This window comes from Solibacillus sp. FSL K6-1554, assembly GCF_038005185.1.
Taxonomy (GTDB): Bacteria; Bacillota; Bacilli; order Bacillales_A; family Planococcaceae; genus Solibacillus; species Solibacillus silvestris.
On the sequence record NZ_JBBOSS010000001.1, the window covers coordinates 1,962,942 to 1,976,572 of the forward strand.

The window sequence follows — 13,631 nt, forward strand, 5'->3', positions numbered from 1 at the left end:
TGCACCCATAACCCCATATTTATTATCCTTAGACATATAGTGTAATCTGTTCCCCGCTCCGCTCTACTTTCCAGTTTGAAGAAAGCATTCCCCGAATTTGTTGCTCGGTAATCGAATCGACTTGTAAAAAATGCAGACCGTTCCCCTCCGCTAGCAGTTCATATTGGTCATCAGAAATTTGAAAACGCATGCGCAGCAAGTTTTTCAATCCGTTCATCGTTACAAATTTCACCTCATAGTTCCCAGCAAAAGCCTGTTCCATTTCTTTAGCATTTTCTTTTAATAAAATTCTCAAACTATCTGTATCGATATCATAGGAATTTTTTAATAAATGAAGTTCATCATTTTCAATAAAGTGTTTAATTTGTTCAAATGTATAAGGATGGTTTTTCAGTAATTCAATCGTATAGGCTTCCATCATCGATATCGCCATTATTTCTCCCTCTCAATCTTTCATCAATTATATTATTTACTAGCTATTTTTCGGGAAGCGTTGTTCTCGCTCAAGCAAGACACCTTTTCTTGCATAGCCGAATTGCTCGTACAAAACTTTCGGATCCTCATTTTTCGTTAGCAATTTTTGAATGGCATGGTAGCGCATATTTGTGGCGGTCACTTTAAATTGGAGTTGCTCGGACATCGCCTTAAAGATCCGTTCAATTGTTTTGACGGAGACCGGTTCCCCCATTTTATTGCCGACACCGAGCCAAACATATGGTGAATTTTCGGTTAGCGGCATGAATTCCAAAGTATGGTGTTTATAGTCCTCGAGCAATTCCAGCAGTTTTTTCGAACACTGTAAAACACGGTAACTTTTCGATGCCAGAACAATAATTTCATTTTTTTCGGTGTTAATATGCTTCCATTCCATGCGCACAAGTTCGGCTGGCTTAATACCAAGCTCAGCAACTGTAAAAACGATGACCGTATTGCGTAATGCGAGCCATTCATGTTCCTCATTCAAGGCAATCTCATATTGCTTCGGCCAATAGGCTAAGGCCCGAGTGAACTGCTTTTCCTTCAACACATTCAGTTCCGTTTCCTGTTTTGTCAATGGGGCGATGATTTCTTCATTATATACAGAAATCACACCGCGAAGCTGCAGAAAAGTAAGGAAATGGCGAATCGATGCGAATTTGCGGTTGACCGAATTGAACGAAGGATATTTTTCCTGAATTGTTTTTGAATAAAGTTGCAATGCTTCATTGATTTTATTTTCATGCTGAATAATTTCCGCGAATTGCTTTGCATCCAATGTATATTGTTTCGTTGTATGAAAAGATTTATTTAAAGACTTTAAATAAGCAGTAAACGCTTTAACATACGGTTGGATTTTTTCCATATTTTACGCCCCTTTCTTTGTATTGTATCATGCACAGAGGTAAGAGTTATATGGATTTCATACGGGAAATTGCTGAAAATTCGTTAAATTTACTTGAACCGCCCAGATTGCATGTTATTGTATATTTTTTCGTCTATAATGACTAGGTATATATAGTTAAGGGGGACCATTTAATGCAAGTACGTACGACAAGACTTGAAGCGGAAGAAGCGAAAATCATTTATCAGGAAACTGCAGGGCTCGCCATTATTACCATTCATCGCCCGCAACTTAAAAATGCATTAACGGCGAATATGTGGGATCAGCTTGCAAAAATTGCATTGCGCACATTGGAAAATCCAAAAAACAAAGTGCTGCTGTTGCGCGGCTCCGGCGAGAACTTTACAGCAGGCTCGGATATTAAAGAATTTAATTCGATTTCGTTGGAGAAAGCAGAAGAAGCTTTTGTGCATATGGAAAGAACCATTTCCACGATAGAAAATTTACCGATCCCAGTAATCGGTGTTATTAACGGTCCGGCAATGGGTGCAGGACTGGAACTTGCCCTCGCATGTGATATTCGTATCGGTTCGGACAAAGCGAAAATGGGGATTCCGGTCGGTAAGCTCGGCATAACATTGAATAATAAATTTGCAAAGCGACTAGTCGATCTGGTCGGACCATCCGCAACGAAAGACTTTGTATTTACAGGACGCATGTATAAAGCAGAAGAAGCGTTTAAAGCCGGAATGCTTAATTATTTAGTTGCTGAAAAAGATTTGAACCGTTTTGCAATTCGTATGGGTAAGCTTGTTGCGGGTATGTCTCCTGATTCGTTAGTAGCAGTAAAACGCTCTGTAAAAGAATGTGTCGATTCTGCTCCTGTATTATGGGAAGGTTCAACACCATTTGTGTCCGAAACAGACTTTTCAGAAGGTGTCCGGGCATTTGTAGAAAAACGTCAGCCGGTTTTCACAAGACAGCTTCCAAAACAATAAAAACTGCCTCCATTTTGTGGAGGCAGTTTGAAGCTTTTTAATAAAGTTTGGTTAAAAGTAAGTTATAATCGCTTATTTTATACAGAAACCAACTGTTTTGAAACAAAGTTAGATTAATACGAATTTGTACCATAACCTTTTACTATTTACTTAATAGGGATTTTCACAATCGCTATTGTTTCTTTTTCGTTTATTGTATCAAGTGTAATCGTTCCATTGTATTTATTAATGGTTTCTTTAACAATAAACAAACCTTGTCCTCTAACTCTTCCTTTCTCTACTTTTTTTGTTGAATAGCCTTGCTTAAAAATTTGATTTACGTCAGGTAGCTTTCGCCCAGCGTTCGTAATCGAGAACGTATAATATAGCTCGTCCGCTTTACAGCTAACTGTAATTTTACGTTGTTCCTCTGGCAACTCCATTGTCGCTTCTATCGCATTATCAATTATGTTCGATAATATATTGATTAAATCAATCGTTTTTATGTTATCAAATGGATTATCATCAACGGTTATCTGTATTTCAATTTGTTTATTTTGACATGTTAATTTTTTGGTTTGTAGCAATATTGCTAATCCTGGGTGATCAAGATTCAATTTAATGGATTCAATTGTCTGTATGTCTTTAGACAAAGAATCGACATACTTTGTCGCTTGATCTACCTCACCTAGATGAAGAAAACCATGTAAAACTTGGATATGATTAATATAATCGTGCCTTAATGATGAGACAGAAGCAATTAACGTTTTAATTTCCTTTTGATAGGTAGACTCCGTAGTTCCAACTTCTTTTTGATACCACTTTTGTAAAAGTAAAAAGGAAATTATAACAATAATAATAAAAAGTCCACTGAGTACTAATAGAAAAATATTACTATTAATAACTGTTTCTTTAATCCCGTCAAGTGTTTCCGTACTAATATCAATGCTAAGGTAGCTAATAATTTCCCCATCTTCATTTAGAATAGGAGTCCCAACCGTTATATAATGATGACCATATCTCGTATCTTCTAAGATCTCTGTTACAAATGGCGTTCCTTCCTCATATGCTAATTTCACTAGCTCTTCCGGTACAGTAGTATCTTCACCTATTGGAAAATTATTTGGATTATCCTTGTTTTTAGGTTCACCTACAATTAAAGCTTTCGCTGTTGTAGGATTGTCTATTTCTATAGTATAGACGTATAATACACCTAATTTTTCTCGGGCATCTTTCAAATAATGGCGTATTGTCCAATATTCTTCATCACGATTCCGATCTTTCAAAAATCGCTCATACGTTTCCAGATCAATCGCCTTTGCAACGGATTTTGCAGCTTCAAGATTTTGGTTAGCAATCGCCTCTTCCACTGTATCTTCAATCTTTAAATAGGAAGTATACATACTGATTCCAATAAAGAATATGACTAATAATATAGATAAAACTATTATTAGTTTTAATTTAAAACGTTTCATATCAAAACAATACTCCCTTACTATTAAATACATATTTTGCAGCAAATTAAACAATTAAATTATTTTCCTGAAAATGAAAAAGCCCATCCCAACGACTGACGAAATAAGGGCTATTTCAATTAGTAATCTGTTATAGAATCTATAATTATTAATATTAATTGGATATAAGGAACAAAAAACAGTATAAATGTTCCAAATCCTTTTGTCCAAAAAACTTTTATATTATCAAAGAATTTGTCGCAAGTTTTATAGATTTTTTAATTATTTCGTCAATATTTGGAATCGTATTCTACATGATAAACGGTAATTATTCTATCGAACAGACCGAAGAATTCACTTTTCAAGCATTATATACCTTGTATTTGACCATTACTCCTATTTTGTGGGGTGGATACGTAATTGGCAAAAAAATTTGTAAGGTTAAAATAAAGCGTTTTAACGATGATGAGAAACTTACAATACTCAAAATGATTATAAGAGAAGTGGTTGGTAAATATATTATATTAGCTACCTTTGGAATATCAGTATTGGTCAGTGGACTTATGGTTATCTTACGAGAAGACAAGAGAGCCATTCATGATTTCATTAGCGGGACTTATGTTAATAAAGAATAAATTTTTCTTTCACTATCTGGTGCCCTAGTACAACAACGATTTATAAAACTTACAAAATAATGTTCCTAAATAAAGGTTTTGGAGCAAAAAGAGGTGAACGCTGTTACAACAACGTTTATCTTTTTTTAATGTAACGAAGTGTTATTTCATAATCTGGCCCTTTAATGGAATAACTTTATTATCACATAACAGGTTTAATCCACAAGAAAAACCGAAATCCTTCTTTATAGACAGAGAGAGGAAATTCCGGTTCATTTTTTTACACGTTTAAACTTTGTTCAACACGGCACGTATTTTTTATAAACAATTTAACTTTAATTCAAATCCACACAGTTTTTTATATCGTTAATTCGGATAGTTCTTGTCTGATTGTACGAATATGGTCTTCCATCAATACTTTTGCTCTGTCACTTTCTCCCCGGCTAATCGCTATAAATATCGCGCGGTGTTCTTCTAAAGTCCGGGCGAAATTTTCTTTTGAAGATAATCGATGTTTTCTTGTTACTTCGATCGTACTTCGCATATGCGATGCAAATGACGAAATTAGTTGAGCAAGCACACTGTTATTCGCTGCTGCCGCAATTGCCATATGGAAATCCAGATCAGCTTGTATACCGATTTCTTCATCATCAGTATTTTTCATCGCTTCCAATGTGCGCGCAATTTTTTCAATATCTTGTCCTGTTGCACGTAATGCAGCAAGTGCAGCACACTGAGATTCCAGGATTAGACGTAATTCGAGCATTTCATACAAAGTCGTTTGGTCTGTTTTTAGCGCGACGCTTGTCAATTGCTGTTGAATAGTCTGTTGCTCATTGGTTTTTATAAAAGTTCCATCACCAGGGCGAATTTCGACAAAATCACTTAGTTCCAGTAGTCGGAGTGCTTCGCGTATCGATGTCCGACTTACACCGTATTTTACTGCAAGCTCGCGTTCTGGTGGCAGTTTCTCCCCTGCTTCTAAAATTCCGGCAGTGATTTCAGTTTGGATCTTTTGAATTATAATCTCATACACTTTTTGTTTATTTGCCGAAGTCACGTTCTTCACACCTTTACTATTTTACTAAAAATAAACTTAAGGCTGGAACAAACGAAATAATGAGTACACATACAACCATCACCATAATAAATGGAATGATGGCACGTATGACTCCTTCAAATTTCGTTCCGGCAATTTTATTTGCCACAAATAAATTTAACCCGACTGGCGGCGTAATGTACCCAATTGCCAAATTCACAATCATAATAATACCAAAGTGAACTAAGTCCAGTCCAAGTGCCGTAGCAACCGGTGCTAAAATAGGCGTCAATATTAAGATCGCTGCCGCTGTTTCCATAAATGTACCGACAATTAGCAAAATGACGTTGATGATGAGCAATGCAAAAATCCAGTTATCGGTAATACCGAGTAATGCTTCAGTAATTTGCATAGGTATACGCTCGCGTGTCAAATAGTAGGCAAAAATAGAGGCGCCGGCAATAATGAAAAGAATCGTTGCACTCATAATCGTTGCCGATGAGAATATATGATATAAATCTTTCAATGTAATTTCACGGTATATAAATACTCCGACAATTAATCCGTAAACAACCGCAACAAGGGCTGCTTCCGTTGCCGTAAAAATACCACTGTAAATGCCGCCTAATATAATAACAGGCATTAAAAGTGCCAAAATCGAATCTTTAAATGCAATGAAAAATTCTTTTAAATTATATTTTTCACCACCGCCATATCCTTGTATAATCGAAATAACATAAACTAAAATCATTAGCGCAGCCGTAACAAAGAAACCCGGAATGATACCGGCCAAAAACAGGTCACTAATCGAAACATCTGCAGTTACACCAAATAATACGAGCGGTACACTTGGAGGGATAATAACACCAATCGTTCCCCCGGCAGCCTGTATCGCTGTGGAAAAGTTTTTATCGTACCCTTTTTTGACCATTGCAGGAATCATAATCGCCCCGACAGCTGCCGTTGTTGCAGCAGCACTTCCGGATAATGCCGCAAAAAAGGCACAAGCAACAATGGAAACGAGCGCCAGTCCTCCGCGAACCCGACCGAGCATTACTTCTGCCAAGTGGATTAGACGACGTGAAATTCCGCCTGATTCCATTAACTTACCTGCTAAGAGAAAAAATGGTACCGCCAGTAATGGAAAAGAATCAATGGAATTAAACATACGCTGGAAAATCGCTACAATAGGCATTTCACTTTGTGTGACAAAAAACAATGTTGCGGCCATTGCAAGTGCAATCGCAATCGGAACATTAATAAAAATTAACAAGAGTAAAACAACGAAAAGAATCATATCTGCCATTACGATAATTCTCCTTTCAATTGTTTGACGGTTACATAAAACAGATTCACAACGAGAATTATGCCGCTGATCGGAATAACAGAATAAACAATCCCCATTGGAACCTGCATTACAGCGGATGGCTGATCCATTACCCTCATCGACAGTTCATACCCTTTTACGACCATGAGCACGAAAAACACTAAACATACTGCTGCCGTTAACACAATTAAAACCTGTTTCAACAAACCTTCTGTGCGATCAACGAATAGTTCCATCCCGATATGTGCTCGTTTGGCCAATGCATACGCAGCACCTAAAAAGGTCATCCAGATCATCGAGTACCTGGACAATTCCTCGGTCCATGCAATGGAATAGTTGAAAAAGCGCAAAGTAATTTGACAAAATACAGATACTACAAGTACGACCATTAAGGCAATCAATGCAATATGTACAACTTTATTAATCCCTTCTACTAATTTCACCATATTTTTTCTCCCATCCTACTGCTCACTTAAAATACGCTGCAATAACTGCTGATTTTCCGAACTATCATAAACTTTCATAATCTTGTCTCGGAATGCCCCTGTATCAACTTCTTCAACAACTTCCATTCCATTTTCCTTAAGTCGCTGAAGTGCCTTTTCCTCCATATCGACAACAAGTTGACGTTCATAGGCACCGATTTTTTCGCCTTCTTCCATGACGATATCACGCAGATCCTCCGGCAGGCGATTATAGGCATGTTCACTCATCATGAATACCGCTGACGAATAGGCATGACTTGTTAACGTCATATACTTCTGATTTGCATCGTACAGTTTATAGCTGTCAATTACTAGAATAGGATTTTCCTGTCCATCCACTACTCCGGATTGGAGTGCTGTCAATGCTTCTGTCCAAGCCATCGGAGAAGGGGTTACACCTAGTTCATTAAATGCGGAGATGAAAACTTTATTTTCCTGTACACGTAATGATAATCCTTCCAGATCTTCCGGTGTCGCAACAGGTTTTATGCTATTCGTGACATGACGGAATCCATTTTCTCCCCAAGACAGGCCTACAATTCCGATTTCACGCAATTGGGCAAATAGATCTTCGCCAATATCTCCCTCTAAAATATTGACGGCTGCATTACGGTCATTAAATAAAAACGGTAAATCGAGTACCGCAAAATCTTTAACAAAGTTCATAATAGGTCCTGATGTTGAAACGACAAGGTCGACTGAACCGAGCATGGCCCCTTCGATCAATTCACGCTCAGCACCGAGCTGACTTAATGGAAAAGTCTCAATAATTACGCGACCGTCTGTACGTTCTTCCACTCGTTCTTTTAACTCTTGCATCGCCAATTCAAATGGATGATCAGCAGCAAGTGAATGTCCCGCATATAAAACATACTGCTCTTTTTCATCGGAAGTGGAGCATGCAGTTAACAGCATGCTCCCAAGGATCAATCCTGCGATGTATAGTATTTTTTTCATCTTTTAATCCCCTAATCAATAAAAATTTTTCCAGGATTCATAATGTTGTTCGGATCGAGTAGCCGTTTGATTTCTTTCATCCAAATGTAGGCAGCTCCGTGTTCCTGTTGCTGATACTTGGCCTTGCCGACCCCTACACCATGTTCTCCGGTGCAAGTTCCTCCAAGCGACAGTGCGTATTCAACAACATGTTCATTTAATTCTTTTGCTCTTGCAATCTCTTCCTGACTTTCCATATCGACCATCAGCAAAATATGGTAATTACCGTCACCAACATGGCCGACAATCCCCGCGTCGATTTCCATACTTTCAATTTTTTCACGGGAATTTTGAATGGCATCAGGCAACGAATTGATCGGAACAACGACATCTGTGGACATCAGTTTTTTTCCCGGTGCGGAATGGATATATGTATAGGCCAAGTTGTGGCGAAGCTCCCATAATTGATTACGCGCACGTTCATCCTGCTCAAATGCCAGCTCAATACAGCCATTGTCATTCAATAATTCAGTCGCAAAAATGACATCTGACTTCAATCCTGCTTCATTTCCATGAAACTCCAAAAATAATGTTGGTGTTTCGGGGAAATTTGTATCGGATGCAAAATTTACTTGTTCGATACTGCGTTTGTCGACAAGTTCAATACGTGCCATTGGGATTCCCGCTTGTTTTAATGAAACAACAGCATCCACTGCCTGCTGGATTGTTTCAAATGTAGCGCGGCCCGCAATAATTTTTTCTGGTATCCCGTAAACACGTAATGTTAATTCCGTGATGACCCCCAGTGTCCCTTCCGAACCTACCATTAAACCATTCAAGTGATAGCCTGATGATGATTTTGCGGCCAATCCGCCGGTATGGATCACATCACCATTTGCCAACACCACCTCTAAATCACGGACTTGATCTCGCATAATGCCGTATCGGACAGAAGTTGTACCGCTCGCATTTGTCGCGGCCATTCCTCCTAATGTCGCATCTGCACCTGGATCGACAGAAAAGAATAAGCCGTATTTTTTTAATTCTTTATTGAGCTGGCTGCGGGTTACACCTGGTTGGACCTTTACAAGAAAATCATCGGGGCGTACTTCTAATACAGCATTCATCATCGATAAATCAAGAGAGATTCCTCCCTTATAAGGAATTACATGACCTTCTAAACTCGTACCAAGACCAAATGGTACAACTGGAATTCGCTGATCATTTGCCAGTATTACAATTTTGCTGACTTCTTCAGCTGTCTTCGGAAATACTACAACATCCGGTAAATGCGGTTCATGATAAGATTCATCCTTTCCGTGTTGTGTACGTAATACTTCATTCGTTGTGACCTGCTCATGTGATAAAAGTTGTTGCAATTGTTCAATGTAATTCAAACCAATTCCTCCTCACTTTTGTTGTCGGACCTTTGGAGCTTTGGTCCAACCAACTCTTAATAATTAGAATATATTTATTTTTCTAAAAATACAAACTATTTATTTTTTATACTGTATTTTCCATAAAAAAAGAGCTGACGTTTAAATGTCAGCTCCTGTTTAGTCTTTTTATTTCACACCTTTAATTTGTACGTGAATCGTTTCGGGCTCAATACCAAAATGCAATGAAAATTCTTCAGCAATTTCCTTTTGAAGTTCATAGATATAGCTAGGCACAACATATGAAACAGGTGATTTTAAATAAACACCGATTGTCATTTGGGGTACGCCATCTGTATGAATCTGCGCTATTTCAAATTTTGCCAGTCTTTCCTGCCTTACAAGTACATGATCCAATACATCTGTAAATACAGTACGGGAAATATAGACACTGTTTTGATGAAAATCAGGTTGTACAATCGTCGTTTCTCCGAGCTTTACTTGTGAAGAAGAGAAAATTTCCTTTCCCCGCTGAATCAGGCGTTTAAAAAAGTTCTGTTCTACTTGGCGGTATGGAACAGGCATCACATGTTTGCCCTGAATTTCCCGCACATATTTGGCAATGCGAATTTCCTTTTCTGTACGGATATTATGAACATAATGAAATTCATCGATTTCACCAAGTTGTAACCGGCTTGCTATTCTTTTTGTCATTTTGTCGGAAGTACCGATCAGTAAAATGGAGTTCACTTCATGGGACATAATTGCCTGTACGATTTCAGCTTTATGTATATCATCATCCAAAATGGCCCGGCGTACTGCTTTTAATGTATTTTTCTCAAATTTAGCCGACGTTCCCGCGACTTTTTCACCGTTAATAATAAGTATGCCGTCATCAATAATGGCTTCGATTTCATTGTCATATGCAAATTGCAAAGCGCTCGTACTTTTACCTGTCCCGCTTGGCCCGCTTAAAGAATAGATTTTCATGCTGCACCTCTTAATCAATTATTATGCTGTTAATAATATTTCCTGCACCTATATTGCTATTCCACTACGGTTTCGTGCTTTATGTAGTGAATTAATTCTCTTTTCTGATTTCATCCCCATTATACGTGATGTGTATGATAAAATGGTGCTTACAATTGAAAGTTTTAAGGAGTGTTAAAATTGAATATCCAACCGTCTAAAAAAATGTCATTATTTGTGCCGGCTATATTTGGTGACTTAAAAAAACATGCTAAATTACAAGAGCAAAAAGGAACGGAACTCATTGATTTAAGCCTTGGGAGTCCTGATATCGCTCCTGCAGAGAATTTACGCCAAAAAATGTCCGAGCTTACTGCGCTCTCGTCTTCTTACGGCTATACTTTAACGGGTATTCAAACATTTAATGAAGCGGTATGTCGTTATTATAAACGAGTAAACAATGTAGAGTTGGATCCGGAAACAGAAGTTGTCCAAACAATTGGTTCTCAGGAAGGTTTAGTCCATCTTCCAGTCGCATTCTGTGATCCTGGTGATATTGTACTTACTACAAATCCTGCCTATGTTGCTTATGATGCGGGGATTCATTTGGCAGGCGCAACACCTTATTATATGCCATTAACAAAGGAAAATCAGTATTTGCCTGATTTAAAAGCCATTCCAGAAGATATTCGCCAAAAAGCAAAATTACTAATTTTAAACTTGCCGGGTAACCCCGTACCGGCCATGCCATCAATCGCGTATTTTGAAGAAGTGGTGGCCTTTGCGAAAAAGTACAATATTATTGTTTTGCATGATGCGGCTTACTCTGAATTTTACTTTAAGGGAGATGCCCCAATCAGCTTCCTTGCCACACCTGGTGCGAAAGAAGTCGGTTTGGAAATTAACTCTTTATCGAAAAGCTTCAGTCTTGCTGGGACTCGTATTGCCTACATAGTTGGAAATGCCGAATTAGTGGCGATTATGAAGCAACTGAAATCGAACTTGGACTTTGGTATTTTCGAACCGATTCAGCAAGTAGCGGCTTTAGCATTGGACAATGCTGAACAAGTTACAAGTGTACTGAGAGAAACTTTCTCTGTACGCCATAAAACACTTATGGAAGGCTTAACATCAATCGGCTGGGAAGTTGCGCCAAGTGATGGCGGGATGTTTGTATGGGCAAAATATCCGTATGATATTCCATGTATTGACTTTGCCTATAAAGCGATCGAACAAACTGGTGTCGTTATGGTTCCGGGTACGGTGTTTGGCACAGCCGGTGAAGGTTATATGCGTCTCGCATTGGTTCAACCTGTCGAACAACTCCAGGAAGCGGTTAAACGACTGTCTACAATAAAATTATAAACAAAAAGGCGTTGCTGTATGTAATTATCAGCAACGCCTTTTTAATTATTCCAAAGCGCTATACGTAATAACACCTTTTTCTTCGATTTCCACTCCGTCTAAAAATACAACGGTCGTTTGGAAAATCAGCTGCTCATCTTTACCGCATACCCAGCGTTCGTCTGGAATAATCTCAAATGGGATTATTTCCCCATCTTTTGATCGAATCCCTCCAACTAACTGAAACGAGTGCTTTCCGATAATTGAAAATTCACCATCCAACTCTTCACAAAGGACTAATAATGAAATGTAATCAATTTTATCCTCTTCATCTTCCGTAAGTGATGTAACATAAACGGAACCGTTTAATATGTCACCTTCTACAAGCTCTGTCTTTTCGATGACAGTTTCAACTTTCACGCCATTTTCTTCAAGTGATGTTAGCCATTTGCTTAACATGTATACTCCTCCATTTAAATATGTAATTGATAAAAGATTTTAAAAAAGGGAGCGTGTTAAAAGTTTTCGCTTTTAACACACCCCATCTTTACAATTTCCTGTTTTCTTATTTCAATTCTTCATACAGGTTCGTCTCGTCAGATTGGAAACGATTGTAACGTTGTTTAAAGAGTCGATACGTATGTGAAATGAGAACTTTGATTAAAGCATAACCAGGAATACCTAGCACGACACCTGGAACTCCAAATAAAGAACCAGCTGTTAATAATACAAAAATAATCGTAATAGGATGGATACTTAATGATTTACCCATAATTTGAGGGGAAATAAACTTCCCTTCGATTAATTGTACAATTGTCCATACAATAGCTAACTTTACTAACAGCCATGGTGAATTTACAATCGCAATAATTGCTGCAGGAGTAGCGGCAATCGCTGGTCCCAAATATGGAACAACACTTGTGATCATTGCGAGGAAGCCAAGTAGTAAAGCATATGGCATTCCAATAATTAAAAAGCCGATTGTCATCATGACACCAATACAAAACGATACTAAAATCTGGCCTTGTATGTAAGAGCTAATCTGCTTGTCCATATCATGCAATACATCTCCAATTCGCTTACGCATACGCGGCGGAAATAGGAGTAAGATGAAGCGCGGCATTTTATCCCCTTCATATAATAAATAAAATGTAATAAACGGCACGATTACGAGCGATAAAATGATACCTGTAACTGTTGACAGGAATCCTGTAATACCAGTCGCAACTCCAGTCGCTAAACTACCTAAAGTTACCTTTACTGTTGTAATGAAACTATCAGTAAAGTCCGTTAAAATCTGATTGTAGTCAAAGTTAATCTTTTCAAAATACTCGCTGAAGTGAGAGTTGTTTAAAAATGCTAATAAATCATTTGCAAGTGCCATTAAAACAACAGGAAATTCCTGTACTAAGTTTGTAAACTGATCACGTAAAAACGGGAAAACCAGTAAGACAAGCAATGTGATCAAAGCAATAACTACAATATACAAAATTAGAATCGCTAAGGCACGCGGCACTTTCCATCTTACTAAAAGCTTCAATGGCGGGCGTAATAAGTAAAACAAGATAACCCCTAATACACCAGGCAATATGATGACTTCAAATAATACATGTAACGGCTCGAAGATAAAGGAAATTTTATCGTAGACGAATACCGTACAACCAACCAATAAGATGATCACTAATAAGAATAATAAATTTTTACCACCTAAAAATCGAATAAATTTAGAAGAGAAAAATCTAGACGTTTCCTGGGGTAAAGAATTCACTTTATTCATTTCATTTTTTCT

Annotated in this window: 14 protein-coding genes; 3 read left to right on the top strand and 11 right to left on the bottom strand. The window is 37.9% G+C overall.

Going from position 1 to position 13,631, the window contains the following annotated elements; genetic code table 11:
* Positions 1-28: 28 nt before the first annotated feature.
* Positions 29-433 (bottom strand): hypothetical protein, encoded by a 405-nt coding sequence (locus MHB58_RS09575; protein ID WP_014823844.1) that lies wholly within the window; start codon positions 431-433, stop codon positions 29-31.
* A 39-nt stretch (positions 434-472) separates the two neighbouring features.
* The gene (locus tag MHB58_RS09580; RefSeq protein ID WP_008407229.1) at positions 473-1,342 is read right to left on the bottom strand and encodes a tyrosine-type recombinase/integrase; all 870 of its coding nucleotides are present in this window, start codon (positions 1,340-1,342) and stop codon (positions 473-475) included.
* Positions 1,343-1,515: 173 nt separating this feature from the next.
* Between MHB58_RS09580 and MHB58_RS09585 the strand changes: the two genes are divergently transcribed.
* Positions 1,516-2,319 (top strand): enoyl-CoA hydratase/isomerase family protein, encoded by an 804-nt coding sequence (locus MHB58_RS09585; protein WP_014823843.1) that lies wholly within the window; start codon positions 1,516-1,518, stop codon positions 2,317-2,319.
* Positions 2,320-2,465: 146 nt separating this feature from the next.
* Here the strand turns inward: MHB58_RS09585 and MHB58_RS09590 are convergent, their stop codons facing one another.
* Positions 2,466-3,773: a Spo0B domain-containing protein gene (locus tag MHB58_RS09590; RefSeq protein ID WP_014823842.1), complete on the bottom strand. Its 1,308-nt coding sequence runs from the start codon at positions 3,771-3,773 to the stop codon at positions 2,466-2,468.
* Between the two features lie 158 nt (positions 3,774-3,931).
* Between MHB58_RS09590 and MHB58_RS09595 the strand changes: the two genes are divergently transcribed.
* Positions 3,932-4,387: an RDD family protein gene (locus tag MHB58_RS09595; protein ID WP_269764146.1), complete on the top strand. Its 456-nt coding sequence runs from the start codon at positions 3,932-3,934 to the stop codon at positions 4,385-4,387.
* Between the two features lie 337 nt (positions 4,388-4,724).
* Here the strand turns inward: MHB58_RS09595 and MHB58_RS09600 are convergent, their stop codons facing one another.
* The 6 genes from MHB58_RS09600 to MHB58_RS09625 all read right to left on the bottom strand — a co-directional run bounded on the left by MHB58_RS09600 (position 4,725) and on the right by MHB58_RS09625 (position 10,519).
* Positions 4,725-5,426: a FadR/GntR family transcriptional regulator gene (locus tag MHB58_RS09600; RefSeq protein ID WP_008407233.1), complete on the bottom strand. Its 702-nt coding sequence runs from the start codon at positions 5,424-5,426 to the stop codon at positions 4,725-4,727.
* A 16-nt stretch (positions 5,427-5,442) separates the two neighbouring features.
* Positions 5,443-6,711 (bottom strand): TRAP transporter large permease, encoded by a 1,269-nt coding sequence (locus MHB58_RS09605; protein WP_340735106.1) that lies wholly within the window; start codon positions 6,709-6,711, stop codon positions 5,443-5,445.
* A complete protein-coding gene (locus MHB58_RS09610) occupies positions 6,711-7,178 on the bottom strand; it encodes a TRAP transporter small permease (RefSeq protein ID WP_014823839.1) in 468 nt (155 codons plus the stop codon). Before MHB58_RS09610 ends, MHB58_RS09605 begins: the two co-directional genes overlap by 1 nt.
* A 15-nt stretch (positions 7,179-7,193) precedes the next feature.
* On the bottom strand, positions 7,194-8,174 hold the full coding sequence (locus MHB58_RS09615; RefSeq protein WP_340735107.1) for a TRAP transporter substrate-binding protein: 981 nt from the start codon (positions 8,172-8,174) through the stop codon (positions 7,194-7,196).
* Between the two features lie 11 nt (positions 8,175-8,185).
* Positions 8,186-9,550: an FAD-binding oxidoreductase gene (locus MHB58_RS09620; RefSeq protein WP_065215946.1), complete on the bottom strand. Its 1,365-nt coding sequence runs from the start codon at positions 9,548-9,550 to the stop codon at positions 8,186-8,188.
* 168 nt (positions 9,551-9,718) lie between these two features.
* Positions 9,719-10,519 (bottom strand): ATP-binding protein, encoded by an 801-nt coding sequence (locus MHB58_RS09625; protein ID WP_014823836.1) that lies wholly within the window; start codon positions 10,517-10,519, stop codon positions 9,719-9,721.
* A 204-nt stretch (positions 10,520-10,723) separates the two neighbouring features.
* Between MHB58_RS09625 and MHB58_RS09630 the strand changes: the two genes are divergently transcribed.
* Entirely contained in the window at positions 10,724-11,863 is a 1,140-nt protein-coding gene (locus MHB58_RS09630; RefSeq protein WP_173364553.1) for an aminotransferase class I/II-fold pyridoxal phosphate-dependent enzyme, read from the top strand.
* Between the two features lie 45 nt (positions 11,864-11,908).
* On the opposite strand, the gene MHB58_RS09635 is transcribed toward MHB58_RS09630, so the two are convergent.
* Entirely contained in the window at positions 11,909-12,301 is a 393-nt protein-coding gene (locus MHB58_RS09635) for a cysteine synthase (RefSeq protein WP_014823834.1), read from the bottom strand.
* 106 nt (positions 12,302-12,407) lie between these two features.
* Positions 12,408-13,619: an AI-2E family transporter gene (locus MHB58_RS09640; RefSeq protein ID WP_039967238.1), complete on the bottom strand. Its 1,212-nt coding sequence runs from the start codon at positions 13,617-13,619 to the stop codon at positions 12,408-12,410.
* Between the last annotated feature and the right edge of the window lie 12 nt (positions 13,620-13,631).

What these genes read in the sequence shown, in the direction of transcription:
- MHB58_RS09575 (WP_014823844.1), bottom strand. Translation starts at nt 433, where the DNA reads ATGGCGATATCGATGATGGAAGCCTATACGATTGAATTACTGAAAAAC.
- MHB58_RS09580 (WP_008407229.1), bottom strand. Translation starts at nt 1,342, where the DNA reads ATGGAAAAAATCCAACCGTATGTTAAAGCGTTTACTGCTTATTTAAAG.
- MHB58_RS09585 (WP_014823843.1), top strand. Translation starts at nt 1,516, where the DNA reads ATGCAAGTACGTACGACAAGACTTGAAGCGGAAGAAGCGAAAATCATT.
- MHB58_RS09590 (WP_014823842.1), bottom strand. Translation starts at nt 3,773, where the DNA reads ATGAAACGTTTTAAATTAAAACTAATAATAGTTTTATCTATATTATTA.
- MHB58_RS09605 (WP_340735106.1), bottom strand. Translation starts at nt 6,711, where the DNA reads ATGGCAGATATGATTCTTTTCGTTGTTTTACTCTTGTTAATTTTTATT.
- MHB58_RS09610 (WP_014823839.1), bottom strand. Translation starts at nt 7,178, where the DNA reads ATGGTGAAATTAGTAGAAGGGATTAATAAAGTTGTACATATTGCATTG.
- MHB58_RS09615 (WP_340735107.1), bottom strand. Translation starts at nt 8,174, where the DNA reads ATGAAAAAAATACTATACATCGCAGGATTGATCCTTGGGAGCATGCTG.
- MHB58_RS09625 (WP_014823836.1), bottom strand. Translation starts at nt 10,519, where the DNA reads ATGAAAATCTATTCTTTAAGCGGGCCAAGCGGGACAGGTAAAAGTACG.
- MHB58_RS09630 (WP_173364553.1), top strand. Translation starts at nt 10,724, where the DNA reads ATGTCATTATTTGTGCCGGCTATATTTGGTGACTTAAAAAAACATGCT.
- MHB58_RS09635 (WP_014823834.1), bottom strand. Translation starts at nt 12,301, where the DNA reads ATGTTAAGCAAATGGCTAACATCACTTGAAGAAAATGGCGTGAAAGTT.
- MHB58_RS09640 (WP_039967238.1), bottom strand. Translation starts at nt 13,619, where the DNA reads ATGAATAAAGTGAATTCTTTACCCCAGGAAACGTCTAGATTTTTCTCT.